This is a genomic window from Streptomyces sp. W16 (assembly GCF_033194735.1).
Lineage (GTDB): Bacteria > Actinomycetota > Actinomycetes > Streptomycetales > Streptomycetaceae > Streptomyces.
Map to the genome: position 1 here is coordinate 1 of NZ_JAWOAI010000023.1, position 23,911 is coordinate 23,911.

Sequence of the window (23,911 nt, forward strand, 5' to 3'; positions counted from 1 at the left end):
GGGGGTGGGTGAGGTGGACGGCGCCCCGGTCGTCGACGTGGATCAGCTCCTCGGCCTCCAGGCGTTCGAGGATGTCGAGGTCGAAGTCGTCGAGGGAGGACGCCAACGGCTCGGCGAAGGCCAGGCGTTCGAGGCTCTCGCGCTCGTCCGGGCCGGTGCGGGCGAGGACCTGCGCGGTGCGTTCGCGAACCGTCGCGGTGACCGGTACCGGGCCGCGCCAGACCCACTCGCCGGTGTCCGTGGCCCGGGTGAGCAGCCCGCGCTCGCGCACGGCGCCGAACAGGTCGCGCAGCAGGCGCAGGTCCCCTTGGCCGAGGTGGTGCAGGCGCTTCACGGTGAGGGGTTCCAGCGGGCCGCCGGCGCCCGCCGCCAGCAGCTGGGCGATCTCCTCGGGGGGCAGCGGCTCCAGCGCGAGGCGCGGCAGCAGTTCGCCCGTCCACAGCCGGGACACCGCGCCGGGTACCGGTTCGCCGTCGGCCACCACGACGATCAGGCGGGTCCGGCCGTGGACGGCGAGCTGGTGGACGAGGGCGGCCGAGGAGTCGTCGAGGAGGTGGGCGTCGTCGATGAGCAACAGCCGGGTGCCGGACAGGAGTTGGACCCCTCGGTGCAGGGAGACGCTCTCGGGCAGCAGGTGGGCGAAGGCGGCGAAGGGCAGTGTGCGGGTCTCGGGCGTCCCGGTGACGCGGACGCAGTCGCCGCCCCGGACGGCCTCGGTGGCCAGCCGGGTCTTGCCCCGGCCGGCCGGACCGGTGACCACGATGCCGTGCCGGCCGGCCGTCAACGACCTGCGGATCAGTTCGAGTTCGTCCTCCCGGCCGGTGAACGGCCAGGGCAGTTCAAGGGTCTTCGCGTCCTGTTCGAAAGTCATCACACAGATATGAGCCGGGCTACTCATCCCTGATACAGGGTGACTTGAGTAGCCCTCGACTCAGGCGCCCGGGTACGGTCGACGGCACTCTGGTCGCATGACCACCCGCTACTGCTCCCTCGCGCAGCAGCCGGCCCCGGAGTTCGGACCGGGACTGGCCGCGGAGCGGCGCGGTGCGCTCATCGGCGGAAGCCGGATGTGGGTCAACGGCACGGTCCTGCACTACTACTTCTTCGACGTCGACAACCCCGAGAACACTGCCGCCGCCGACACGTCCGTCATCCCGGTGCCCGGGACCGGCGAGCTGCGGCGGGTGCCGTGGGCCGGTGCGAAGGAGCAGCAGGACGTCGTACGCGAGTGCTTCCGTGAGTGGCAGGGGCTCGGCATCGGTGTCGACTTCGCCGAGGTGGCCGACCGTTCGGAGGCGGAGCTGCGCATCGGGTTCCAGGCCGGTGACGGCTCCTGGTCGACGGTGGGGCGCGACGCGCTCACGGTCGGCCTCGGCGACCGCACCATGAACTTCGGCTGGGACCTGACCGCGCCCGGACAGCGTGGCACGGCGCTGCACGAGATCGGGCACGCCCTGGGCATGCTGCACGAGCACCAGAGCCCGTTCGCCGGGATCCACTGGGACGACGAGGCCGTGTACGCCGAGCTGGCGGGCCCGCCGAACTTCTGGAGCCGGGACAGGACGCTCTCCAACATCCTGCGCAAGCTGGATCCCGACGAGGTCAATGGCTCCGTCTGGGACCCGCAGTCGATCATGGAGTATCCGTTCACGTCGGGCCTGATCCTGGAGCCGGAGGAATACCGTACGGGTCTGCACCCGCACGGCAGCCTCTCCTCCTCGGACAAGGAGTTCGCGCTGCGCTGGTACCCGCCCGTCGGCCCGCCCCGGGCGACCGAGCTGGTGCCGTTCCGCTCGGCGCCGCTGCGACTGGGGCCGGCCGAGCAGGCAGACTTCACGATCGAGCCGACACAGACGCGCGAGTACGCCGTCGGTGCCTTCGGGGACAGCGACACGGTCGTCGTGGTCTTCGAGGAACGGGACGGCGAGCCGCGTTTCCTCGCCGGGCAGGACGACGGGGGCACGCCGCACAACGCCACACTCAAGGTCAGGCTCGTCAAGGGCCGCCGCTACTTCGTCCGTGTGCGCCTGTACTCCACGTGGAGGTCGGGGGACACCGCGGTGATGTGCTGGTAACAGCATGGGTACAGCCGCATGCGGACGGACGGACCACAGGTCCGGCGCCGGGGGAATGGCCGCGGATGTCACCTTCGGGGGAGGGAGACATCCGCGGCCACGCCGTTGTCGGCGCAGCCGCTCAGCTCCCCAACTCCAGTGGCCGGGCAGGGTCCTTGGACCACTCCTCCAGTGAACCGTCGTACACGGACACGTCCGTACGGCCGAGCAGGGTGAGCGCGAGTGCGGCGCCCGCGGCCGAGATGCCGCCGCCGCAATACAGGACGACAGGTGAGTCGTCGGTGTCGAGGACGGCTCCGATCCTGGCGGTGAGTTCGGGTTCGGGCAGTATGCGTCCGGTGCCGTCCAGCAGGCCACGTCCCGGCAGGCTGCGGCTGCCGGGGATGTGTCCGCGGCGGCTGTAGCGGGTGGGCGCGGAGCCGTCGTAGCCGCCCGGGGGCAGCGCGCAGACCAGGGTGCCGGGGCGTTCGCCGCGGCTGACGGCGGCCACGTCCTCGATGCCGGCCCACAGATCCGGTCGTACGACGGGTGTCACGGGACGGACGACCGGAACCGGGCCGGTGTTGTCGCCGGAGAGGAGTGGACGCCCGGCCGCCTCCCACGCTTCGAGCCCGCCGTCCAGCACGGCCGCCGGAACGCCGATCGCGCGGAGCATCCACCACAGGCGGGCCGCCCAGATGCCGCCGCCGCTGTCGTACGTGACGACCTCGACGCCCTCCCCCACGCCCAGCCGGGCCAGCACGGCCACGAGCATGCCGGGGGCCGGCACGGCGAAGTGGTACGGCGCCTCGCGGTCGGAGAAGTCGCCGGTCAGGTCGGCGTGTCGTGATCCGGGCAGGTGCCGCTCGGCCCAGGTCCCGCGCCCGCTCGCGGAGCGGTAGTCGCCGTCCTCACGGGGTGAGGGCAGCAGCGCGGTGGCGTCGAGGACGACCAGCCGGGGGTCGTCGAGATGCGCGGCGAGCCAGGTGTCGTCGACCAGCGGGCCAGGCAGCAGGGAGGTGGTCATGGCGGCCGATCGTACGCCCGCGACCTGGGCGTCTCACCCATCGGGCATCGGGGTCCCATATTTCGGACGGAGCTTGCACAGAATCCGGGTGGTGCGGTTATCGTTCGACCATCTACGCGGGAGCCCCTACCCGGTTGGGCTGAGAGGGCGTCTGGGACCGGCTCGTCGAGAGTCCGGCCCCCATGGGGACGCCGACCGCACCACTCGCGCCTCAGCGCCCGCGTAGGAGTTCACGTGCCTGCAGCAGTCGAGCCCCAGCACCCGGTGGTCAACTCCCCGGCGCGCCGCTCCTGTTGTTGTCGCATGCACTGATCCACCGCCTCCGCGCACCCCCTCCCCTCCCTTCAGGCGCCGTCACGCCTGCGCACCTCCCGGAGTACCCCCATGCCGCACATACGGGTCATGCTCGACTATTTCCACCCGTGGCCGAATTCAGCCGGTCTGTACGTCGCCCGCGCCCGCCGCTGGTACGCCGAGGCCGGTCTTGACGTCGAGCTGGTGGTGCAGGATCCGGGGCGCGGGGACACGCTGGAGTACCTGGCGCGGGGCGAGGTGGACTTCGGGATCTTCCCGCCGAACCGACTGCTGGCCCGCCGCGCGGAACACGGCCAGCCGCTGATCGCCGTGTCCGCGATCAACCACCGGGGCCTGGAGGCCATCCAGACCACCACCTCGACCGGCATCACCCGCCCCCGCGAGCTGGCCGGCCGCCGTATCGCCTACAACCCGACCCCGCGCGGCCGGGCCATGGTGCGTCATCTGGTGGCGGCCGACGGCGGCGACCCGGACGCCGTGATCGGGATCGACGCCGGTGCGCGTGAGCTGACCGTGGACGACATCGCGGCGGGCGAGGCGGACGCGACCTTCGGGAACTACTGGTCCTGGGACGCGCTGCGCGGCGACCTGCCCGAGGAGCAGCGGGTGACCTGGCCGGTCGACGAGATCGGCGCCCCGCGCTACCACAGCTACCTGCTCGGCACGAACGAGACGCTGCTCGACCAACACCCGTCCCTGGTAAGGGACTTCCTCGCCGTCACGGCCCGCGGCTACGCGGCGGCGGCCCAGGAACCCGACGCCACACTGGAGTTGCTGGAGCGGGTCATCCCGTACTTCCCGCGCCCGCTGATCGCCCGTTCGCTCGCCCTGATCGCGCCCACCTGGACGGACGCGGACGGCCGTTGGGGTGTGATCGACGAGTGCCGGATGGGCCCGTACGCGCACTGGCTCGCCGAGAACGGTGCCATCCCGGACGACCGGGACTGGGCGAAGTCCTTCACCAACGGCCTGCTGGACGTGGCCACATGAGAGCCCTGGCCTGCCAGGCGCGGACGCTGACCCGGCGGCTCGCCGTCGACTTCATGAGGGTGGGCAGCGCGCTGTGTCGGCCGTGACCGGACCGACTCGCCCGCTCTCCCACCCTTCGAAGGACCCGACATGCATCGCCGTACCGCCCTGTCCGCCATAGCCGCGATCGCCCTTCTCGCCGTCACCGGCTGCTCCGCCGACTCCACGGCCGCCGCGAAGGACGGCACCACGACCGTCACCCTCGCCCTGGACTGGACGCCCAACACCAACCACACCGGCATCTACGTCGCCCAGGCCAAGGGCTGGTTCAAGGCCGCCGGGATCAACGTGAAGATCGTGCCGTACGGCTCGACCGCCCCCGAGACCCTGATCGCCAACCACAAGGCGGACTTCGGCATCTCCTACCAGGAAGGCATCACCACCGCCCGGGCAGCCGGCCAGGACATCACCTCCGTCTACGCGGTGACGCAGAAGACGGACGTGACGATCGCGGTCCGCGCCGACCGGGACGACATCGGCTCGCCGAAGGACCTGGACGGCAAGACGTACGCCGGTTTCGGCGCGCCGTACGAGAAGCCGCTACTGCAGAAGGTGATCCAGAACTCGGGCGGCAAGGGCGACTTCAAGCAGGTCACCCTCAACACCTCGGCGTACCAGGCGCTTTACGCGGGCAAGGCGGACTTCGCGATGCCGATGCCGACCTGGGAGGGCCTGGAGGCGGAGCTGAACGGCAAGCCGCTGAAGAACTTCCAGCTCTCCGACTACGGCTTCCCGGCCATCTACTCGACCCTCGTCGCGTCCTCGGACCAGTTCCTGAAGAAGAACCCCGCGCTCGCGAAGAAGTTCCTGGCCGCCGTCGACAAGGGCTACCGCTACGCCGCCGAACACCCGTCCCAGGCAGCCGACTTGCTGATCTCGGCGAACAAGAGCGTGCTCACCAACACCAAGCTGGTGAAGGAGAGCGAGGCGCTGCTGGCCAAGGAGTACTACAAGGGCGCGGACGGTTCGATCGGCACACAGAGCGCGGAGCGCTGGCAGGCCTTCGCGGACTTCGAGTACAAGGCGGGCCTCCTGGTCGACGCCAACGGCAAGAAGCTCACCTCCGCCCCGAAGGCGTCGACGTTCTTCACCAACGCCTACCTCCCGGACGCCAAGTGAGGCCGCTGCTGCGGTCGTTGTGGCCGCCGCTCCTCGTCCTGGCCGTGCTCCTCGGCGGCTGGCAGCTCTACGTCATCGCCGCCGGCGTCGATCCGACGACGCTCCCCTCCCCCGCCCGGGTGGTGGAACAGGGCTGGCTGAACCGCCAGGACCTGTGGGACCAGACACTGCCCACCCTCCAGGAGACGCTGCTCGGCTTCGCGCTGTCGTTCGCGGCGGCCTGGCTGGTCGCCGTCCTCCTCGACTTCTCCTCCGCCGCCCGCCGGGGCCTGTACCCCCTGCTCGTCGCCTCGCAGACCATCCCGATCGTGGCCGTCGCGCCGCTGCTGATCATCTGGTTCGGCTTCGGACTGCTGCCGAAGATGCTGGTGGTGACGCTGACGACGTTCTTCCCGCTCGCCGCCAACCTCGCGGCAGGCTTCGCGGCGACCGACCGCGAGGCGATGCGGCTGCTGCGCTCGCTCGGCGCGGGCCGTTGGCGGACTTTCCGGCTGGTCCGGGTGCCGAGCGCGATGCCGTACTTCTTCGCCGGGCTCCGCGTGAGCATCACCTACGCCGTCGTCGGTGCCGTGTTCGCCGAGTACGCGGGCGCGGAGGCGGGCCTCGGGATCTATATGCAGGCGCAGAAGAGCGCGTTCCGCACAGATCTGGTGTTCGCGGCGGTCGCGGTGACGGCCGCACTGAGCATCGCCCTGTTCGGCGCGACCTTCCTGCTGCAACGGCTGGTACTCCCGTGGGAGCGGGCGCTGAAGGAGGACAAGTCGTCATGAGCAGTCTGCACATCGAGGGCGTCGGCAAGTCCTTCGGCCCGCTGGAAGTCCTCCAGGACCTCGAACTCACCGTGGAACAGGGCGAGTTCGCCGCCGTCATCGGCCCGAGCGGCAGCGGCAAGAGCACCCTGTTCAACCTCGTGTCCGGCCTCGACCGTCCCACGTCGGGCCAGGTGTTGGTGGAAGGCGAACCGGCCGGAGTGGAGTCGGGCAAGGTCGCCTACATGCCACAGAAAGACCTCCTCTTCCCCTGGCGGACCGTCCTCGACAACACCGCACTGGGCCTTGAGGCGCAGGGAGTTGGGAAGAAGGAAGCACGGCGCCGGGCCGACGCCCTGTTCACGGACTTCGGCCTCGACGGCTTCCAGAAGGCCTACCCGTCCCAACTCAGCGGCGGTATGCGGCAACGCGCGGCCCTGCTGCGCACGGTGGTGCTGGAGCGACCGGTCCTCCTGCTCGACGAACCCTTCGGCGCGCTCGACTCGCTCACCCGGACCGAGATGCAGCTGTGGCTGGCCGGCATGTGGCAGCGCCACCGCTGGACGGTCGTCCTGGTCACCCACGACATCCGCGAGGCGGTCCTGCTCGCGGACACGGTCCACGTACTGTCCCCCCGCCCGGCCACGGTGGTCGACCGCGTCGAGGTGCCGCTGGCCCGCCCGCGCGGCGCCGACGACTTCACGGACCCGGACTTCGCCGCGACCGAGCGCCGCGTCCTGGACGCCCTGCGCGGTACAACGGCGGTGAGAACAGCATGAGTTCATACCTCGCCCACGGCCTGGGCACCGACCCGGTCTCTCCCGACTGGCCACCCCTGACGGACACCGAGGTGACCGACATCGTGGGATCGGCCCGGGTGGTCTGGCGCAGCCCCCGTCCCCTGTCGGCAGCGGCCGTGGTGGAACAGGACGGACGCCGCCTGTTCGTGAAACGGCACAACACCTCCGTACGCACGCTGGAGGGCCTGACCGAGGAACACACCTTCCTGCGGCATCTACGGCGACGCGGCGCACCCGTGGTCGAGGTCCTGGACGCGGCGACGCGCGGCGAGTGGACGTACGAGGTGCACTCGACCGGCACCGGCACGGACCTCTACCGCGACGCGCTGTCGTGGTCCCCGTTCCGCTCTTCCGCCCACGCGAGGGCGGCCGGTGAGGCGCTGGCCCGCCTGCATCTGGCGGCGGAGGGCTTCGACGCACCGCGCCGCCAAGTACAGCCGCTGGTCGCGTCGTTCACGGTGTTCGCCTCGGCCGACCCGCAGACGGAGCTGGAGCGCTACGTGGAGGAGCGCCCCCAACTGGCGAAGGGACTGGCGGACTTCCCGTGGCGGGAGGACACCCGGCGGGTCCTGCTCCCGTTGCACGAGGAACTGGCCCCGCACCTCCCGGGACTCACCCCGCTGTGGACCCACAACGACTGGCACGCCTCCAACCTCCTCTGGAACGAGGACGGTTCGGTCGCCACGGCCCTGGACTTCGGCATGAGCGACCGCACGACGGCCGTGCACGACCTGGCCACCGCGATCGAACGCAACACGGTCCAGTGGCTCCAGCCCGGCTTCCCGGTCCGCGAGGGGGACGCACTCGCGCTCCTGGACGGCTACCGGTCCGTACGCCCGCTCAGCCCCACCGAGTCGATGGCACTCCCCGCGCTACTCCCCCTGGTCCACGCCGAGTTCGCGCTCTCCGAGCTGGGCTACTTCCACGGTGTGACGCGGTCGACGGAGAACACCCGGTTGGCGTACGAGTATTACGTGGGGCACGCGGAGTGGTTCGCCGGGGAGGGCGGACGGCGCCTGCTGGACCTGTGCCGCGCTAGCGGGGCGGCAGCTCGCGGGTGAAGACGACGCGGGGCCGGCCCGGCCCGTCGTAGTCCTCCACGACACGCGCGTCGAAGCCGAGGGTGCGGTGGAAGGCGATCGAACCCTCGTTGGTGACCGAGGTGATGGCCTTGAGGCGGACCGCGCCCTGCCGTCCGGCGGCCTCGATGAACGCCGTGTACAGACTGCGGCCGAGACCGGTGCCGCGTGCGTCGTCCCGGGTCGCCACGAGGTGCGCATATCCGGTGTGGTCCGGGGTGACGAACCCGAAGAGGTAGCCACGGATGCCGTCGTCGGCGCGGGCGACCAGACAAGTGGACCCGAACTCCTGCACCAGCGCGGTCAGATGAAGCGCGCGAAGGTCACGCTCTCCCCAGTAGCGTGCGTGGTCCTCCAGGACCTGGTGGAGGTCGGTGACATCGGCGGGTTCGATACGGACGGCCATGGCATCGATCATGGCAGAGGACCGTACGGAGTCGAGAAGGAGACGGGTCATGATCACGGGTTACGTTCTCGGTGAGAGCCTGCGCCCCGGTGCTGTGTTCGCGCCGCACGGGCTGCGCATCCGGAAGATCGAGCGGGTCGACAACTCGGTGAGCTCGACGGCCGGGCAGCCCGACGCATGGACGTTCGTCGAGTGGGAGACCGACGACGACGGTGCCGCCGGTCGGATCGCGGAGGCGTTGGCCGACGCACTGGAGCCGGCCGTCGGCTGGTACGCCGACTTCACCGTCGGGGAAGAGCGGGTGGTCGTCTTCGCCGGGAAAGTGTTCCGCTATCGGCGCGGCGACGAGGCCGGCCGCGCCGAAGCGGTCGCGTACGGGCGCTCCGCGGGTACTCCGGAGCATCAACTCGACTGGGACGAGTGACCCCGCCGACGCCATTCACGCGCGAGCAGCTCGTACGACCGCACCCGGTCCGCGTGGTCGTGGGTGATGGTGGTGATGAGCAACTCGTCGGCGCCCACCGCCTCTTGGAGTTGTTCGAGTTGGTCGGCGACCCGGCCGGGCGAGCCGACGAACTGGGTGTCGATGCGGTCCTGGACCAGCTCGCGGTCCTCGTCCGTCCAGACGTGGGCGCGGGCTTCCTGCGGTGTCGGGAACCTGATGGCGCCCTCCGCCGTACGGATGGAGCGCACCCACAGGCCGTAGCCGGTGGCGAGTTCACGTGCCGTCTCGTCGTCCTCGGCCACGACGACATCGGCGGAGACGCTGACATACGGTTTATCGAGGACGTCGGAGGGCTGGAACGCGGCGCGGTAACCGTCCGCCGCCTCAAGGACGCTGGCGGGGCTGACGTGGTAATTGGCCGCGAAACGCAGCCCGTTGCGGCCCGCGACCTCGGCGCTGGTGCCTCCGCTGCTGCCGAGGATCCACACCTCCACGTCGGCGCCCTCGCCCGGTACGGCATGTGCCTCGACGCCGTCCGGGGAGCGGTAGGTGCCGGCAAGCAGCGCGAGGACGTCGTCGATCTGCTCGCCGTACTCCTGGGACTTGGCGTTGGGCAGCAGGAGCAGTTTGCGCTGGAGGGCGATCCTGGGTGAGCCGAGGAGCCGCTCGAAGGAGAAACGGGGCGGGATGCGCAGGCCGTTGGGGGCCCGGCCGTCGACGACCGGGGTGACCGAGGGCAGCGGGGGTGTCGGACGGCCTCCGGAACGGCCGAGGCCCAGGTCGAAGCGGCCCGGGTGCAGCGCGTCGATCAGGCCGAATTCCTCGACCGTGGACAGCGCGGTGCGGTGGCCGAGTTGTACGGCGCCGGAGCCGAGCCGGATGGTGGAGGTCGCGGAAGCCGTCAGCGCCAGGACCACCGCGGGGGACGTGCCCGCGACCCCGGGGTTGAGGTGATGCTCGGCGAACCAGTAGCGGGCGTAGCCGAACTCCTCTGCTCTGCGGGCGAGTTCGATGGAGTTGCGCAGGGCCTCGGGCGCGGTGGAGCCGGAGGAGATCGGGACCAGGTCGAGGACGCCGAGCGGGATGTGGGGCACGTGCTCACTCCTCAGTGGTCGACGGACTCGGACTCGGGCTCGGACTCTGACTCGGGCAGGACCGGTCCCCAGGCGAAGGGCGGGTCCGGGATGTCCTTGCGCAGCACGGGAGCCACCGCCGACCGGAACAGCTCCAGCGAGTCACGGTGCTGACGATCCGTCAAGCCACTGGCGTCCGCGTGCAGATGGAGCACGGTGTGCCCGAACTGCTCGTGGTAGCGGTGCACCTTGTCGATGACCTGCTGGGGGCTGCCGATCAGCGCGGAGCTCCGCTCGACGAAGTCCTCCAGGGTCTCGAAGACCACGGGCAGGCCCACCTGTTTCTGAAAGGCGAGGTTGCTCTCGAAGATCGGCCGGTAGGCGGCCAGCGCCTCCTGGGTGGTGGGTGCCACGTAGAGGCCCGCCGTGCCGGCGCCGACCGCGATGTCCGCCGGGTCGTGGCCGTAGTGCTCCCAGCGTTCCCGGTAGTAGCGGACCAACTCGGCATACGGCTCTATGGGGTTGGTGACGTTCGCGGAGAAGAGCGGGTCGCCGTAGCGGGCGGCCAGGTCGACGCTCTCCTTGCTCGTGGCGCTGCCGTGCCAGACTCGGATCGGCCGCTGGTAGGGCCTCGGCCACACCTCGGCGTCCTTCAACTCCGGGCGGAACCGGGTTTTCGCCGTCACTTTGTCCTGCCGCCAGAGTTGCCGGAACACCTCGTAGCTCTCGGCGTTGCGCTCCCACTGGTCCTCAGGCGTGACGTGGAACAGCTCGCGCTGGGCGGTGCCGTTGCCCTTGCCGATGATCAGGTCGAGGCGTCCGCCCGAGAGGTGGTCGAGCGTGGCGTAGTCCTCGTAGGCCCGGACCGGGTCGAGGAGGCTCAGCGTGGTGACCGCTGTGAAGAGGCGGATGCGGCGGGTGAGTGCGGCGATGTGGCTGAGGACGACGGTCGGCGAGGAGGAGATGAAGGGCCGCTCGTGCCGCTCCCCCACGCCGAAGCCGTCGAAGCCCAACTCCTCGGCCAGCACGGCGTTTTCGAGGACCTCGCGGAAGCGTTCGTGCGTCGACTTCTGTATGCCTGTGACCGGGTCGGGGCGGTGGACGATGAGGGTGATCGCGAGGAACTTCACGATGCCGCCCGTTCCTCGCGCACGTCGTCGGGGTGGGCGAGGCCCAGGTGGTCGCGAAGGGTCGGGCCCTCGTACTCGGTGCGGAAGACGCCCTGTTCCTGGAGGAGCGGGACGACCTTGTCGGCGAAGGGGTCGAGTCCGGTCGGGGTGATGTGCGGGACGAGGATGAAGCCGTCGCTGGCGTCGGCCTGCACGAAGTCGTTGATGGTCTTCGCGACCGTGGACGGGGAGCCGATGAAGGCCTGCCGGTTGCCGGTCTCGATGACCAGGTCGCGGATGGACCAGTTGTTCGCGGCGGCCCGCTCGCGCCACTCGCGGGCGGTGGCCAACGGGTCGCGGTACATGCGCACTTGGGCGCGGCCCTTGGAGATGTGGTTGTCGCTGACGTCCGGGTCGATGTCGGGCAGCGGGCCGTCCGGGTCGTAGGAGGACAGGTCCCGGTTCCAGACGAACTCCAGGTGCTTGATGGCGGTGGCGCCGCTGACCTGCTGGCGGCGGACCTCCTTGGCCAGGTCCTCGGCCTCGACGTCCGTGTCGCCGAGCACGAAGGTCGCGGCCGGGAGGATGAGCAACTGGTCCGACCTGCGGCCGTACTTGGCGAGGCGGGACTTGACGTCGGTGTAGAAGGCCTGGCCCTCGGTGAGGGTGCTGTATCGGCTGAAGATGGCGTCGGCACTGGAGGCCGCGAACTCACGGCCTTCGTCGGAGTCGCCGGCCTGGAAGATGACCGGGCGGCCCTGCGGGGAGCGCGGGACGTTGAACTGGCCGTGGATGTCGAAGTGTTGGCCCTGGTGGACGAAGGCTCCGGCCTTGGCGTCGGTCAGGAAGGTGCCGGTGGCCTGGTCGGCGAGGATCTCGTCGCCGTGCCAGGAGTCGAAGAGTTCGTTGGTGGTGGCGAGGAACTCCTTGGCCCGGGAGTAGCGCTCGTCCTGCGGGAGGAAGCCGCCCCGGCGGAAGTTCTCGCCGGTGAACGCGTCCCAGGAGGTGACGACGTTCCAGGCCGCGCGGCCGTCGGAGAGGTGATCGAGGCTGGCGAACTGGCGGGCCACCTCGTAGGGCTCATTGAAGGTGGAGTTGATGGTGCCGGTCAGGCCGAGGTGTTCGGTGACGGCGGCGAGCGCGGCGAGGATCGTGAAGGTGTCGGGGCGGCCGACGACGTCCAAGTCGTAGATCTTCCCGCCCTGTTCGCGCAGCCGCAGGCCTTCGGCGAGGAAGAGGAAGTCGAACTTGGCGCGCTCGGCGGTCTTCGCGAAGTGCGCGAAGGAGCTGAACTCGATGTGGCTGCCGGCCGCGGGGTCGCTCCACACGGTGGTGTTGTTGACGCCGGGGAAGTGGGCGGCCAGGTGGATCTGCTTCAGGGGCTTGCTCATGTCGTACTGTCCCTCCGGCTCAGGCGGTGGCTGCGGCAGCGGCAGCGGCGTAGCGGTTGGCGGGGCGGGCGAGCCCCAGCAGGCCGCGCAGGGTGTCGGCCTCGTAGGCGCGGCGGAAGGCATCCCGGCGCTGGAGTTCGGGGACCAGCCCCTGGGTGATCGCCGGCAGATCGTGTCCGGCGACGGCGGGCCGCAGCCGGAAGCCGGTCAGCCCCGCCGACTGCAACTCCTGGAGAAGGTCGGCGAGTTGGACGGGCGTACCGGCGAAGATCCGGGCGTCACTGGTGTACGGCTCCCCCGCGAGGGCGTCGAGGCGCTCGCGGCGGGCGACCGCCGAGGCCTCGTCGTCGTCGAGGAAGACCACCAGGTCGCCGAAGATGTGCAACGGCTCGTCAACGCGGCCTGCGGCCTGCTGTTCGGCGCGGATCTCCGCGACGATCGCGCGTGCTTGGTCGGTGTCGTGCGGGGTGACGTAGCCGAGGTCGGTGGCACGAGCCACCAGCCGGTACGGGATGGTCTGGTGGGCGAGGGAGCTGACGACCGGCTGGCCCTGCGGCGGCCTGGGTGTGATGGAGGGGCCCTTGACGCTGAAGTGGCGGCCCTCGAAGTCGATGTAGTGCAGCTTGTCGCGGTCGACGAAGCGGCCGGTGGCGATGTCCCGGATCTCGGCGTCGTCCTCCCAGCTGTCCCAGAGGCGGCGCACGACCTCGATGTAGTCGGCGGCCTCGTCGAAGTGCTCGGCGAGCCGTTCCTGTCCGGCCGGGGTCCGCAGGCTCTCCAGGCTGATCGGCGGGAAGTCGCGCCGTCCGAAGTGGTCGGCCTCGTGCGGCCGGGCGGAGAGCTGCACCCGCAGACCCGCGCGGCCGGTGCTGACGTAATCGAGGGTGGCGATCGCCTTGGATATGTGGAACGGCTCCGTGTGCGTGGACACCACCGTCGGGACCAGGCCTATGTGGCTGGTGAGCGGTGCGATACGGGCCGCGATCAGCACGGCGTCGAGGCGTCCGCGGACCTGGTCCGTGCGGCCGTCCAGCTCGCCGTAGTGCGAGGACTGGAGGCCGAGGCCGTCCTCGAAGGTCACGAAGTCGAGCAGACCGCGCTCGGCCTCGGTGACCAGGTCGGCCCAGTACGCGGCTTTGAACAGGTCGCGGGGCCGGGCCACCGGCTCGCGCCAGGAGGCGGGGTGCCAGCCGGTGCCGTCGAGGGCGACGGCGAGATGCAGGGGGGAAGCGGATTTCGATGACACGGGTGGGTGCCTTCCTGGAGGTCCGTACGAGATCGCCGGCCCTTGGAGGTGGGCGCACGGCGGCTGGGGCAACGGGGTCAGGGGCGACAGAGCGCGCCGGCCACGCGCAGCAGGTCAATGTGCTGCCGTGTGGTGAGTCGCACGTGGAGAACGTGGGCGCCACACATGTGCTCCACCTCCACGGAATCCGGCTTCATAGGGGGCAACCGCACGGCTATGCCGTTTCTTCCGGATCGGCGGCGGAAGTCGGGCCGGTGAACCGTACGAGCGAGAAGACCGTGCGGGCGCGCAGTGTGAAGCCGATCGACTCGTACAGCCGGATGGCGTTGGTGTTGGTGGCCGCGGCGTGCAGGAACGGGTGGTCGCCGCGTTCCTTGATACCGGCGGCGACGGCGCGGACCAGGCGGGTGGCCAGTCCCCGGCCGCGGTGGTCGGGGTCGGTGCAGACAGCGCTGATCTCGGTCCAGCCGGGCGGGTGGAGGCGTTCGCCGGCCAGGGCGACGAGACGGCCGTCGTGGCGGATGCCGAGGTAGGTGCCCATCTCGACGGTGCGGGGCAGGTAGGGGCCGGGTTCGGTGCGGGCGACCAGGTCGAGGATCTCGGGCACGTCGTCGGCACCGAGGCGGACGGCTTCGGGGTCGGGCTCGGCCCGCAGAGCGGTGTCCACGAGTTGGACGCCCTGCCCGGAGCGGACGATCTCCCAGCCGTCGGGGGTCTCGCTCACTCCGCGCACGGCGGCGATGGAGCCGGGGCCGACGAGCGTGGCCAGGTCGGCCCAGGCGCGCGGGTCGTCGTTGTCGGTGATGGCGTGGAAGCCGGCCACGTCGACGGGGTAGCGGGCGGCGCGGCCGACGCGTTCGGCGAGGTGGACGTGCGGGCCGGTGAGCGCGGCCCAGGCTGGGTTGTCCAGAACGTGGGACGTGGAGGTGGTCGTTTCGAGACTGGCGGTGGAAGACATCGGCTGACGGCTCCGGTACTGGTCGCACGGGTCGGGGACCCTGCCGCGGCGTGGCGGGGTCCCCTTGCTGAGAGGGTGGGTCAGGAGTCGCTGAGGGGCAGTCCGGGCGGGTTGACCTGGGACTTGGCGACCGCCTCGTTGGAGAGGTTCCAGGCGGCCAGCCACTTGGCGTACTGACCGTTCTTGATCAGGTAGTTGATGGCGTCGGCGAGGGGCTTGGCGAGGCCGCTGTCCTTCTTCGCGGTGGCCGCGATCAGGCCCTGCAGGGAGGATCCGGCGCCGGAGTACGTGCCCGCGTTGCGGACCGCCTTGGCCGTGCCCTTGGTCGAGGAGACCTGGTAGGCGACCGAGGGGTTGGGCGCGAGGTAGGCGTCGATCTTCCCGGAGGCCAGCGCGAGGTAGGTGCTGTTGTTGTCCTGGAAGTACTTGACGGTGAGCGCCTTCTTGCCTTCGGCGGCCAGCTTCTTCTTCCACTCCAGGAGGATCCGCTCCTGGTTGGTGCCCGCGCCCACGGCGACGGTCTTGCCGGCGAGGTTCTCGTAATTGCCGTCGAAGTTCCAGGAGTTGCTCGCCTTCACCGCGAAGCCGAGGTTGTCCTCGCGGTAGGAGGCGAACTCGTACTTCGCCTTGCGCTCCTCGGTGTCGGTGACGTTGGAGAAGGCGACATCGACCTTGCCGCTGTCCAGGCCGATGAAGAGGTTCTCCCAAGTGGAGTTCTTCAGCTCTGGCTTGAGTCCGAGTACGGCGGCGACCAGGCGGGCGATGTCGGTCTCGGAACCGGTGAGGGTCTTCTGGTCCGAGCCGACGTAGCCGAGCGGCGGGGAACCGGCGGGCAGGAAGCCGACGCCGATCTCCAACTTGCCGCTCTTCGCTATGGACTTGGGCAACTCGGCACTGATCGACTTCACTTCGGCGACCTTGAGCGTGGCCTGCTTGGCGGCGCCGTTGGACAGGGCGCCCACGGTGACCGTACCGGCGGCGTTGTCGGTGGTGGTGGCCGCGTCACTGTCGCCGCCGCAGGCCGCGAGACCACCGGCGAGGGAGGCGAGGACGGTTCCCGCGGTGAGTCCGCGAGTGAGTCTGCTGCGAAGGCTGAGAGTGGGCATGGCTGTTCCTAGGCTCGGTGTTCGGGGCTGTTGAAAGGGAGGGTCGGGCTCAGAGGACCTTGCTGAGGAAGTCCCTGGTCCGCTCGTGCTGTGGCTTGTCGAGGACCTCGTGGGGCGGGCCCTGTTCGACGATCTTTCCGCCGTCGATGAAGACGACCCGGTCGGCGACCTCGCGGGCGAAGCCGATCTCGTGGGTGACGATGACGAGGGTGGTGCCGCTGGTCGCCAAGTCCTTGATGACGGAGAGGACTTCACCGACGAGTTCGGGGTCGAGGGCGGAGGTCGGCTCGTCGAAGAGGATGACTCCGGGACGCAGGGCGAGGGCGCGCGCGATGGCCACGCGCTGTTGCTGGCCGCCGGAGAGCTGCCTCGGGTAGGCGCCGGTCTTCTCGGCGAGACCGACGCGGCCGAGCAACTCCCTTGCCAGTTCCAGGGCTTCGGGCTTGCCGAGTCTGCCGGTGGCGACCGGGGCGGCGGCCACGTTGTCCAGGACGGTCAGGTGCGGGAAGAGGTTGAAGTTCTGGAAGACGAACCCGATCCGGCTGCGCTGGGCGAGGATGGCGCGTTCGCTCAACTCCTTGAGCCTGCCGCCCTGTTGCTTCACCCCGATGAGCTCGCCGTTGACACTGACGTAGCCGATCTCGGGCTTCTCCAGGTGGTTGATGACCCGCAGCAGCGTGGACTTGCCGGAGCCTGACGGGCCGAGGATCACGGTGACCTCGCCGGGCCGTACGGTCAGGTCGACGCCGTCCAGCACCCGGTGGGCGCCGTACCACTTGTGGACGTCGTGCACCTCTACGGCGGCGGGTGTGATGTCCGCCAGCGGTTCGACGGTGTTCGTGGTCATACGGCGGTCTCCCTGCGGATGCGGGCCCGCAGGTCGGTGACACCGGTGCGGAGTTTCTGGATCGGGGTGGGCGGCAGGGAGCGGGTGGCGCCCCGGGCGTAGTGCCGCTCGACGTAGAACTGGATGACGGACACGACGCTGGTCAGGATCAGGTACCAGACGGTGACCACCAGGAGCAGCGGCACGATGTCGCCGGGGTAGGTGGAGCCCATCGTCTGCGCGGAGCCGAACAGGTCGAGCAGCGAGACGTAGAAGACCAGCGAGGTGCTCTTGATCAGGCCGATCAGCTGGTTGACGTAGTTCGGGGTGATGGAGCGCAGCGCCTGCGGGAAGACGATTCTGCGGAACTGGTAGCCCTTGGGGAGGCCGAGGGCGGAGGCCGCCTCGTGCTGGCCCTGGTCGACGGAGAGGATGCCGCCGCGGACCACTTCGGCCGCGTAGGCCGCCTCGTTGAGGCTGAGTCCGACGACGGCGACGGCCATGTCGGTGGCGAGCTTCGACTCGTCGAAGGAGAAGAAGGCGGGGCCGAAGGGGACGCCGATGCTGAGCGTCTGGTACAGGGCGCTGAAGTTGTAGAGGAAGATCAACACCACGATCAGCGGGATCGAGCGCAGCGCCCACACATAGGTCCAGCTCGCGGCGCGCAGCACGGGGCTCTTCGACAGCCGGGCGAGAGCGAGCAGGATGCCGCCGAGGAGGCCCAACACCGCGCTGAGCGCGGCCACTTCGAGGGTGATGACGAGTCCGTCGAGGATCGTCGGGCGCAGGAACCAGTAGCCGAAGCGGTCCCACTGGTAGAAGGAGTTGGTGACCAGTCCGTGGACGAACTGGGCGATCAGCACCAGCACGACCAGCGTGACGATCCACCGGCCGGGCCGGCGCAGCGGCTGAACTCGCTGTGCGGTGAGGGGTTTTGACGGTGTGTCGGCAGGCGGCGGTGGATCGGCGAGGGACACGGCGGTGCCAGGGGGTTCACTCATGAGGGGCTCCGGCGGGAGAGGGAACCCCGGACCACGGCACCTGGGCGTGACGGAAGAGACGCTCACGGCGAGGAACGCACGGGACCGGGGGCTGGAAGAACCAACAGAAAGAGCTTGAGAGGCTCTTGGAGGAAGTCGTCAGCCTCGACAGCGGGCGCGGCCCGGTGCGGTACACAGTGCGCTGTTCACGCGGAGCAGATCCACGGCACGGTCGGCGACGAGCGGGCTCGCGTACGGCAGTACGCAGCCGTGGAAGCGGCGTGCCGCCGTCCTCGAAGCTGCGTACATGTCCGTCACCGTTGCCGTTCCGGCCCTGATGGGCCTCTCGATCACTGAAGCGGTAGTAAGTCAGGTGCTTGTTCGAAAGTCAACGAGCGTCCACCAGCTGGACGGCCCGGCAGGCCGCTCAACTGCGGCAAGCTCCCGTCTCGTCCGCCGCATGGGCTGCCCAGTCCAGGATCTGGACAGCGGCACCGGCGGCCTCCAGGCCTTGGCAGCGGGCGTGGTGGCGGCGGGCGATGCCGTCGAGGTCCAGATGGGTGCCGAAGGCCGGGTGGGCGGCCAGGCGGCGGGCGTAGGCCCACAGGTGGGGATGGTCGGCGATGCACTGCACGGCGGCGGCGTCCAGGTGATAGCGGTGCACGGTGTCGAGTTGCACCAGTGTCACCCACAACTCGACGTCGGCGGCGGTGAGTTCGTCGCGGATCATGTGCTCGCGGCCGTCCAGCCACCGGTCGAGCGAGCCGAGCGTCTCCAGCAGTCGGCCGAGCGCCTCGTCGCGCTCTTCCTGTTCGACGCCGGCCGCGCCGGCGCGCTGCGCCGCGTCCTCGATGCCCTGCGCGCAGAGCCGCTCGACGGCCTCGATCTCCGACTCGGCGCCGCACGGGTAGAGCTGGGGTCCGCCCTCGCCGAAGTGCCGGGCGAGGTCACGCGTGATGTCGGGGGCGTGGGTGCTGACGATGCGGCCGGACCAGTCGTCGCTGAGCACGGGCGCGGCGGCCGGTCCGGCGTAGCGGTGGGCGCTCGCCTCGTAGAGCGGGCGCAGCGCGGAGTGTCCACCACTCGGACAGTCGGGGACGGCGGACAGGAACACGGCCGGACAGCTCTCGTGCAGGCCGAGCAGGCTGTGGGTGACGGCGATGCGCAGGCCGTCGGCGCAGGCGGTGGACAGATGGAGGCGGTAGCGGCGCGGCACGGCGTAGTGCCCGCTGCGGGCGTCGCTCCCGATCCGGCCCCGGAACAGTGGGGCGGAGCGGGGTGAGGGGACGGCGGCGAGAGGCGTGACGGACATGGGACTCCCCGGGTACGGGCGCGTGGACGTACGCGCGGCGGAAGCGTCGTCGAACGATGGAGGGGACTCAGCGCAGTGGGCTCATGGCGCTGCAGACCCGCAGCAGATCGATGTGACGGCGGGAGGTCAGAAGGGGCGAACGGTCCACTCGACTGGTGGTGACCGGCTCAAGGCGCCCCATTGTTTCCCTACCTGTTCACTAGGATTCCCTACTGGAGTGTCGATCCACCGTCGCCCGGGGTCAAGAGGGCGTCCACGGGTCGGGCACAGGTCCCGACCCGTGGACAGGCCGGGCCGCTACTTGGCGTACATCAGGGTGCCGAAGCCGAGCTGGTCGTAGCCGCCGCTGTCGGAGCCGTAGTCACCTCCCCCGCCCTCGGGTGCGACGAGGTTGTAGTACATGGCCGAGATGTACTTGTCGTCGAGGCTGATCCGGCGGTTGTAGTGGAAGTGGAGCATCGCCCACACCGGCCGGATCTGGCCGCGTGAGGCGGAAGAGATCACCGTCTGGGACGACTGGGCGCAGCTCTGCCCGGTGCCCCAGGTGTAGGTGGTGAAGGGCACGTCGCTGCCCGCGTTGTACTTGGCGACGTACTGGGCGGCCTTCATGAAGCGGCGGCTGTCGTACGAGTACAGGTCGTCGCCCTGGTTCCAGGCCATCTCGCAGACGGCGCCCATCTGACCCATGCCCAGGACGGTGTGGCCCTGGTCGCGGCCGGACTCCTGCCACTGGCCGAGCGCGTAGCCGTCGGAGTCGGTGTAGAGGTACGGAACCGCGTGTGCGATCGAGCCGTTGCCCGCACCCGACTTGAAGTAGGTGACGGCCTGGTCGTACTTGGCGCTGTCCTCGTTGAGGATGCCGATGGCCAGGATGGACGCCATGTTGCAGAGGTCCCAGTTGGCCCAGTAGTTGGTGATGCAGGCGTCGTTGTGGTTGGTGAGGAAGCTGTTGTTGAGCGGGTAGAAGACGTTTGCCAGCATCCGCTGGGCGGCGGCCAGATTGAAGCCGCTGTAGTCCCGCATCAGTTCGCAGGCGTTGGCGAACTGCCATCCGTAGAGGCCTGCCGCAAGGAACCGGTCGGCGTTCCCGGTGACCGAAGTCAGCGTGGACGACCAGGCGTTGAGGATGTTCGCGGCGCACACGGCGTTCGCCTCTGTGCCGCCGACCTTCCAGCGCAGGGCGTTCTGGTAGGCGGCGGCGATGTCGTTGTAGAGCAGGCTGTAGTTCTGGCCGTCGCCGCCTCGGATGATCGTCGCGGTCGCCCGGTTCGTCCAGGTGGACTGCGAGTGGGAGTTGGCGGTCAGCTTGTTCCAGCCGGACAGCCAGGGGTCGGTTCCCGCCGCGACCCTGACCTTGGCCCGATTGATGTCACCGGCGTTGTGCAGCATGCCGGGGTGGGTGAAGGTGGCCGGGGCCGCGTGCGCGGTCGTGGCCACCGTGGCGCCGCCGAGGGCGACGGCTGCGGTGAGCCCGCCCGCGGTCTTCAACAGACCGCGGCGGCTCAACTCTGTTCTGCGGAGGTGCTCGTGGGGGGAAGTGCGGCTCATCGCTGTGCATCTCCAATCCGTGGAGGATCAGGTGGGCGTGATGCTCACCTCGTCGAACTCCGTGGTGCAGCGGACCGGTTGACTGCGCGAGCAGACCACCAGGCCGACGTAATAGGGGGCGTCACCGAAGCCGGGGATCTCTCCGTCGGCGAGGGGGGTCCAGGTGACACCGTCATCGGTGGACACTGCTGCGCTGAACGCGGTCCCGGCGCGCTTCAACCGCAGCAGGGCGGGGAGGGAGACGGCGGCACCGCCGGTGAAGGCGGAGGCACCGGCCACGGTCTTGCGGAGCATGAGCTGCGCACTGGCCCCACCGGTGACGATGGCGCCCGCCGCCTGGTCGAACGGCGACAGCGACTTCGCCATGAGCAACCCGACCCGGTCGGCCGTGACTCCACTGCGGGAGACGAGCCGGGCAACGACCTCGCAGTCCCCGCTGACCGGCCGCCGGACGAACTGTCCTGTCATTCCCTGGCCGTTGGCGTTCAGGTCCACGCCCGCGCCCCGCACGGTGAAGGTCCCGCCGTCGTACGACGTACTGCCCGGCGTGGTGATCGCCACCACGCCCAGCGTCCCGAAGTCACGGTCGTCGAGCACGGTGTCGCCGAGATCGCCGTACGTCCACGGCGTGGGCGGCGCGGTGCCGATGGTGAGGGACAGGGCTCCGGTGGCGGTCCCTGAGGCGTTGGTGGCGGTGGTCGCGGCCGTGAACTTTCCTGTCTCCGTGGGGAATCCGGAGATGAGCCCGGTACGCCGGTCGATGCGCAGCCCGGCGGGCAGGCCGTCCGCGGTGAACCGCACTGGCTCGTGCGAGGCCCGCAGCAGATAGCGGAAGGCTGCCCCTTCGTTCGTGAACACGGCGTTCGCGGAGGTGAGTTGGGGGGTGGCAGGAGTAGGCATCAGAGCGCTCACCGGTGCCGAACGCGGGCCACGGCCACCGGCGTTGGTCTTCGCGACCGTGTAGTGGTACGTCGTTCCCGGCGTGCACGTCGCGTCCGCGTACCGGACGCGAGTGCCGAAGCCGACCGGGCCGACGCGGGTGGCGAGCGTCTCGTACGGTCCGGCGGCGCGGGTGGCGCGCAGGACCGTGTACTCGGCGGAGAGGTCCGGGTCGCTCCAGGCCAACTCGACCGCGTCGGCACCGATTTCAGCGCGCAGGTCAGTGACGGCGCGGGCCGGCCTGGGCACACGCCAGACCGTGCCGGACGAGGAGGTCACGCCGACGTTGTCGAAGGCACCGGTGCCGGTCTCGGCGTAGTCCTGGTCGACACCGAGGCAGGAGGTGAGGGCGAGGCCCGCGTATGCGGTGCGCCCCAACTCGACCTCGGTGGAGCCGACTTCGGCCCAGTGGAGGCCGTCCGGTGAGATGGCGCCGGTGCAGCGCGCGCCCTTGCGGGTCACCCGCACCCAGTAGGGCGCCCGCAGCCGGTAGCCGTCGCCCGCACCCTCGACGTACGGCGCCTCCAGCGGGGTCGCCGACTCGGGCAGCGTGCCGAGGTTGGAGATCGGGAAGGCCGCATTCACTGTGATCGCCTGCTGCTGCGAGGGCGGTACGGGTGTGCTGCCGGTGGCGGAGACCTCCGCGCCGTCCGACGGGCGTACCGTCCACACCCCGCTCCAGGTGTGCAACGGCAGTCCCTGGATCAGCATCGAGGCGTGCGCCGCGTCCGCGTCGAGGGAGGCGCGGACAGTGACGCCGATCTTGGAGTACTGCGAGCTGAGCGGCCACACGATCCGCGCGGTGACCGTGCCGTCGCCGCGCAATGGGAGGTGGGCGAGACGGTAGGTGTCGGCGGTGCCGCTCGCCTCCAGGACGAAGCGCTCGCCGTCGAAGGCAGCCGAACCGGGGATCTTCACGTCCCCGACGTCCTGGGTCGACCAGGGCTCGGGGAGCCCTGCGGAGGCAGCTGCCCATGCCGAACTTCCACTCTGCCCAAGGGTGTTGAAGGCCTTGACCGTGTAGTAGTACGTCCGTCCGGCGTGCACGTCGCGGTCGGTGTACGTCGGCTGCCCGACCCCCGACGCGATCCTCTCGTAACGGCCGTCCACGTCGCTCGCCCGCAGGACCGTGTAGGAGTCGGCCCAGGTCGACGGCAGCCAACTCACCGTGACCGAACGGCTGTTGCCGACCGCCGTGACACCGGCAGCTGGTGCCGGCACGGTCGCCGAGGGTGCCGTGGCACCGGCGTAGGCGAAGGTGCCCCAGCTCGGCAGGTCGTCGTTGCTGCCCTCGACGACCCGGGTGCCGCCGGTGCCTCGGAAGACGGCGTTCTTCGTGTACGGGGTGTCGAGGCCGCGCACACCGGCGTAATGCGCGTACGCCATCTCGTAGATGGGCGGCAGGGTGCCGCGCGAGGTGGGCGAGACCGCCAGCTTGATGTACTTGCCGGTGCGGTCCAGGTCGGGGACGAAGGGGACGTCGCCGCCGAGGTTGTAGCGGGCGGCGTACTCGACGTTGGCGAGGATGCGGTTGTCGTCGAAGCCCCAGAGGTCGACGCCCTGGTTCCAGGCGACCTGCGCGGCGTCCGCGAGGAGGCCGACCGCGAGTTGTTCGTGGCCCTGGTCCCGGCCGCTCTCCTGGCCCTGGCCGGCGGCGGTGACGATGCGGTGGAGGACGCTGCCGTTGCCCGCGCCGGCCGCGGCGAAGCGGAGCGCGTCGTAGAAGAGGGTGGGCTCCTCGCAGAACACGCCCATGGCCAGGAGGGATTGAAGGGACGTCAGGTCCCAGTTGCCGTTGGCGTAGAGCATGTAGCAGGACAGGGCCGGGTACCAGACGCGGAGGAAGGAGTCCTCGCAGCGGGCGATGTCGGCGGCGCTCCAGCCGTCGTAGCCGGTGTGGCGGAGGAGTTCGGCCGCGTTGACGAACTTGAAGGCCTGGAGGCCCGCGCCGAGCGGTCCGTCGGCTCCGGTGATGGCGGTGAGCGAGGCGGACCAGGCGTTGAGGATGTCGCGGGCCTTGTCGGCCTGGGCGATGTCGCCGGTGACGGACCAGATGAGGGCGTTCTGGTAGGCGGCGGCCGAGTCGGCGACGGCCTGGTTCTGGTAGTTGGCGGGGCCGCGGCCCCAGGTGGTGATCTGGCCGGTGTTCTGCACGGCGTACGACGCGGAGGAGCGAGCGTGGGCGGCGAGCGCCAAGTAGCCGTCGTAGACCGGGGATTGCTTGGCGGCGACCGCGGCTTTGATCCGGGCGAGGTCGTCGGCGGTGTGCAGCAGGCCGGGGTGAGTGAAGGTCACCTCGGCGTAGTCCTGGGCGGCAGCGGCCCGGCCGGGCACGAGCAGTCCGCTCGCCCCCGAGGCCAGCAGGAGGGCGGCGGCGCCGCCGAGGAATCCCCGGCGGCT

Annotated in this window: 23 protein-coding genes and 1 pseudogene; 7 read left to right on the top strand and 17 right to left on the bottom strand. The window is 70.1% G+C overall.

Features of this window, described 5'->3' with window-relative positions; translation table 11 throughout:
- Positions 1-871: pseudogene (locus R6V09_RS05130) on the bottom strand (hypothetical protein); the annotation flags it as partial.
- Positions 872-968: 97 nt separating this feature from the next.
- On the opposite strand from R6V09_RS05130, the gene absR1 reads away from it, so the two are divergent.
- Positions 969-2,075, top strand: coding sequence for a beta-glucuronidase AbsR1 (absR1, locus tag R6V09_RS05135; RefSeq protein WP_317880129.1), 1,107 nt, complete (start codon positions 969-971; stop codon positions 2,073-2,075).
- Positions 2,076-2,196: 121 nt separating this feature from the next.
- Here absR1 and R6V09_RS05140 read toward each other — a convergent pair whose 3' ends face one another.
- Positions 2,197-3,081 carry a sulfurtransferase gene (locus R6V09_RS05140; protein ID WP_317880130.1) on the bottom strand — a complete coding sequence of 295 codons (885 nt, stop codon included), beginning with the start codon at positions 3,079-3,081 and terminating at the stop codon, positions 2,197-2,199.
- 384 nt (positions 3,082-3,465) lie between these two features.
- Here R6V09_RS05140 and R6V09_RS05145 point away from each other — a divergent pair, with 384 nt between their 5' ends.
- The 5 genes from R6V09_RS05145 (at position 3,466) to R6V09_RS05165 (ending at position 8,154) form a co-directional block, all read left to right on the top strand.
- Positions 3,466-4,386 (top strand): ABC transporter substrate-binding protein, encoded by a 921-nt coding sequence (locus R6V09_RS05145; RefSeq protein WP_317880131.1) that lies wholly within the window; start codon positions 3,466-3,468, stop codon positions 4,384-4,386.
- 129 nt (positions 4,387-4,515) lie between these two features.
- Positions 4,516-5,544, top strand: coding sequence for an ABC transporter substrate-binding protein (locus R6V09_RS05150; RefSeq protein ID WP_317880132.1), 1,029 nt, complete (start codon positions 4,516-4,518; stop codon positions 5,542-5,544).
- Positions 5,541-6,314, top strand: coding sequence for an ABC transporter permease (locus tag R6V09_RS05155; RefSeq protein WP_317880133.1), 774 nt, complete (start codon positions 5,541-5,543; stop codon positions 6,312-6,314). The genes R6V09_RS05150 and R6V09_RS05155 overlap by 4 nt, the downstream gene beginning before the upstream one ends.
- The gene (locus tag R6V09_RS05160) at positions 6,311-7,072 is read left to right on the top strand and encodes an ABC transporter ATP-binding protein (RefSeq protein WP_317880134.1); all 762 of its coding nucleotides are present in this window, start codon (positions 6,311-6,313) and stop codon (positions 7,070-7,072) included. The genes R6V09_RS05155 and R6V09_RS05160 overlap by 4 nt, the downstream gene beginning before the upstream one ends.
- A complete protein-coding gene (locus R6V09_RS05165) occupies positions 7,069-8,154 on the top strand; it encodes a phosphotransferase enzyme family protein (protein ID WP_317880135.1) in 1,086 nt (361 codons plus the stop codon). Before R6V09_RS05160 ends, R6V09_RS05165 begins: the two co-directional genes overlap by 4 nt.
- Here the strand turns inward: R6V09_RS05165 and R6V09_RS05170 are convergent.
- A complete protein-coding gene (locus R6V09_RS05170; protein WP_442809979.1) occupies positions 8,129-8,578 on the bottom strand; it encodes a GNAT family N-acetyltransferase in 450 nt (149 codons plus the stop codon). The two genes, R6V09_RS05165 and R6V09_RS05170, sit on opposite strands and share 26 nt — an antisense overlap.
- Before the next feature lie 49 nt (positions 8,579-8,627).
- Between R6V09_RS05170 and R6V09_RS05175 the strand changes: the two genes are divergently transcribed.
- Complete coding sequence (locus tag R6V09_RS05175; RefSeq protein WP_317880136.1) at positions 8,628-9,002, top strand: hypothetical protein; 375 nt, start codon at positions 8,628-8,630, stop codon at positions 9,000-9,002.
- On the opposite strand, the gene R6V09_RS05180 is transcribed toward R6V09_RS05175, so the two are convergent.
- The 14 genes from R6V09_RS05180 to R6V09_RS05240 all read right to left on the bottom strand — a co-directional run bounded on the left by R6V09_RS05180 (position 8,981) and on the right by R6V09_RS05240 (position 23,845).
- Positions 8,981-10,117, bottom strand: coding sequence for an LLM class flavin-dependent oxidoreductase (locus R6V09_RS05180; protein WP_317880137.1), 1,137 nt, complete (start codon positions 10,115-10,117; stop codon positions 8,981-8,983). The genes R6V09_RS05175 and R6V09_RS05180 overlap by 22 nt on opposite strands.
- An 11-nt stretch (positions 10,118-10,128) precedes the next feature.
- A complete protein-coding gene (locus tag R6V09_RS05185) occupies positions 10,129-11,226 on the bottom strand; it encodes an LLM class flavin-dependent oxidoreductase (protein ID WP_317880138.1) in 1,098 nt (365 codons plus the stop codon).
- Positions 11,223-12,596 (bottom strand): NtaA/DmoA family FMN-dependent monooxygenase, encoded by a 1,374-nt coding sequence (locus R6V09_RS05190; RefSeq protein ID WP_317880139.1) that lies wholly within the window; start codon positions 12,594-12,596, stop codon positions 11,223-11,225. Before R6V09_RS05190 ends, R6V09_RS05185 begins: the two co-directional genes overlap by 4 nt.
- 19 nt (positions 12,597-12,615) lie before the next feature.
- Positions 12,616-13,842 carry an LLM class flavin-dependent oxidoreductase gene (locus R6V09_RS05195; protein WP_317880140.1) on the bottom strand — a complete coding sequence of 409 codons (1,227 nt, stop codon included), beginning with the start codon at positions 13,840-13,842 and terminating at the stop codon, positions 12,616-12,618.
- A 77-nt stretch (positions 13,843-13,919) separates the two neighbouring features.
- The gene (locus R6V09_RS54535; RefSeq protein ID WP_442809978.1) at positions 13,920-14,039 is read right to left on the bottom strand and encodes a putative leader peptide; all 120 of its coding nucleotides are present in this window, start codon (positions 14,037-14,039) and stop codon (positions 13,920-13,922) included.
- 17 nt (positions 14,040-14,056) lie between these two features.
- On the bottom strand, positions 14,057-14,800 hold the full coding sequence (locus tag R6V09_RS05200) for a GNAT family N-acetyltransferase (protein WP_317880141.1): 744 nt from the start codon (positions 14,798-14,800) through the stop codon (positions 14,057-14,059).
- Positions 14,801-14,880: 80 nt separating this feature from the next.
- Positions 14,881-15,906, bottom strand: a complete 1,026-nt coding sequence (locus R6V09_RS05205) for an ABC transporter substrate-binding protein (RefSeq protein WP_317880142.1) — start codon at positions 15,904-15,906, stop codon at positions 14,881-14,883.
- Positions 15,907-15,955: 49 nt separating this feature from the next.
- Entirely contained in the window at positions 15,956-16,753 is a 798-nt protein-coding gene (locus R6V09_RS05210; RefSeq protein WP_019072665.1) for an amino acid ABC transporter ATP-binding protein, read from the bottom strand.
- Entirely contained in the window at positions 16,750-17,733 is a 984-nt protein-coding gene (locus R6V09_RS05215) for an amino acid ABC transporter permease (RefSeq protein WP_317880143.1), read from the bottom strand. The genes R6V09_RS05210 and R6V09_RS05215 overlap by 4 nt, the downstream gene beginning before the upstream one ends.
- A 138-nt stretch (positions 17,734-17,871) precedes the next feature.
- Positions 17,872-18,021 carry a hypothetical protein gene (locus R6V09_RS05220; protein WP_317880144.1) on the bottom strand — a complete coding sequence of 50 codons (150 nt, stop codon included), beginning with the start codon at positions 18,019-18,021 and terminating at the stop codon, positions 17,872-17,874.
- Positions 18,022-18,139: 118 nt separating this feature from the next.
- Positions 18,140-19,024 (bottom strand): glutathione S-transferase C-terminal domain-containing protein, encoded by an 885-nt coding sequence (locus R6V09_RS05225; protein ID WP_317880145.1) that lies wholly within the window; start codon positions 19,022-19,024, stop codon positions 18,140-18,142.
- Between the two features lie 67 nt (positions 19,025-19,091).
- Entirely contained in the window at positions 19,092-19,205 is a 114-nt protein-coding gene (locus tag R6V09_RS05230; RefSeq protein WP_317880146.1) for a putative leader peptide, read from the bottom strand.
- A 116-nt stretch (positions 19,206-19,321) separates the two neighbouring features.
- Positions 19,322-20,572: an alginate lyase family protein gene (locus tag R6V09_RS05235; RefSeq protein WP_317880147.1), complete on the bottom strand. Its 1,251-nt coding sequence runs from the start codon at positions 20,570-20,572 to the stop codon at positions 19,322-19,324.
- A 27-nt stretch (positions 20,573-20,599) separates the two neighbouring features.
- Positions 20,600-23,845, bottom strand: a complete 3,246-nt coding sequence (locus tag R6V09_RS05240) for a putative Ig domain-containing protein (RefSeq protein WP_317880148.1) — start codon at positions 23,843-23,845, stop codon at positions 20,600-20,602.
- Positions 23,846-23,911 lie beyond the last annotated feature (66 nt).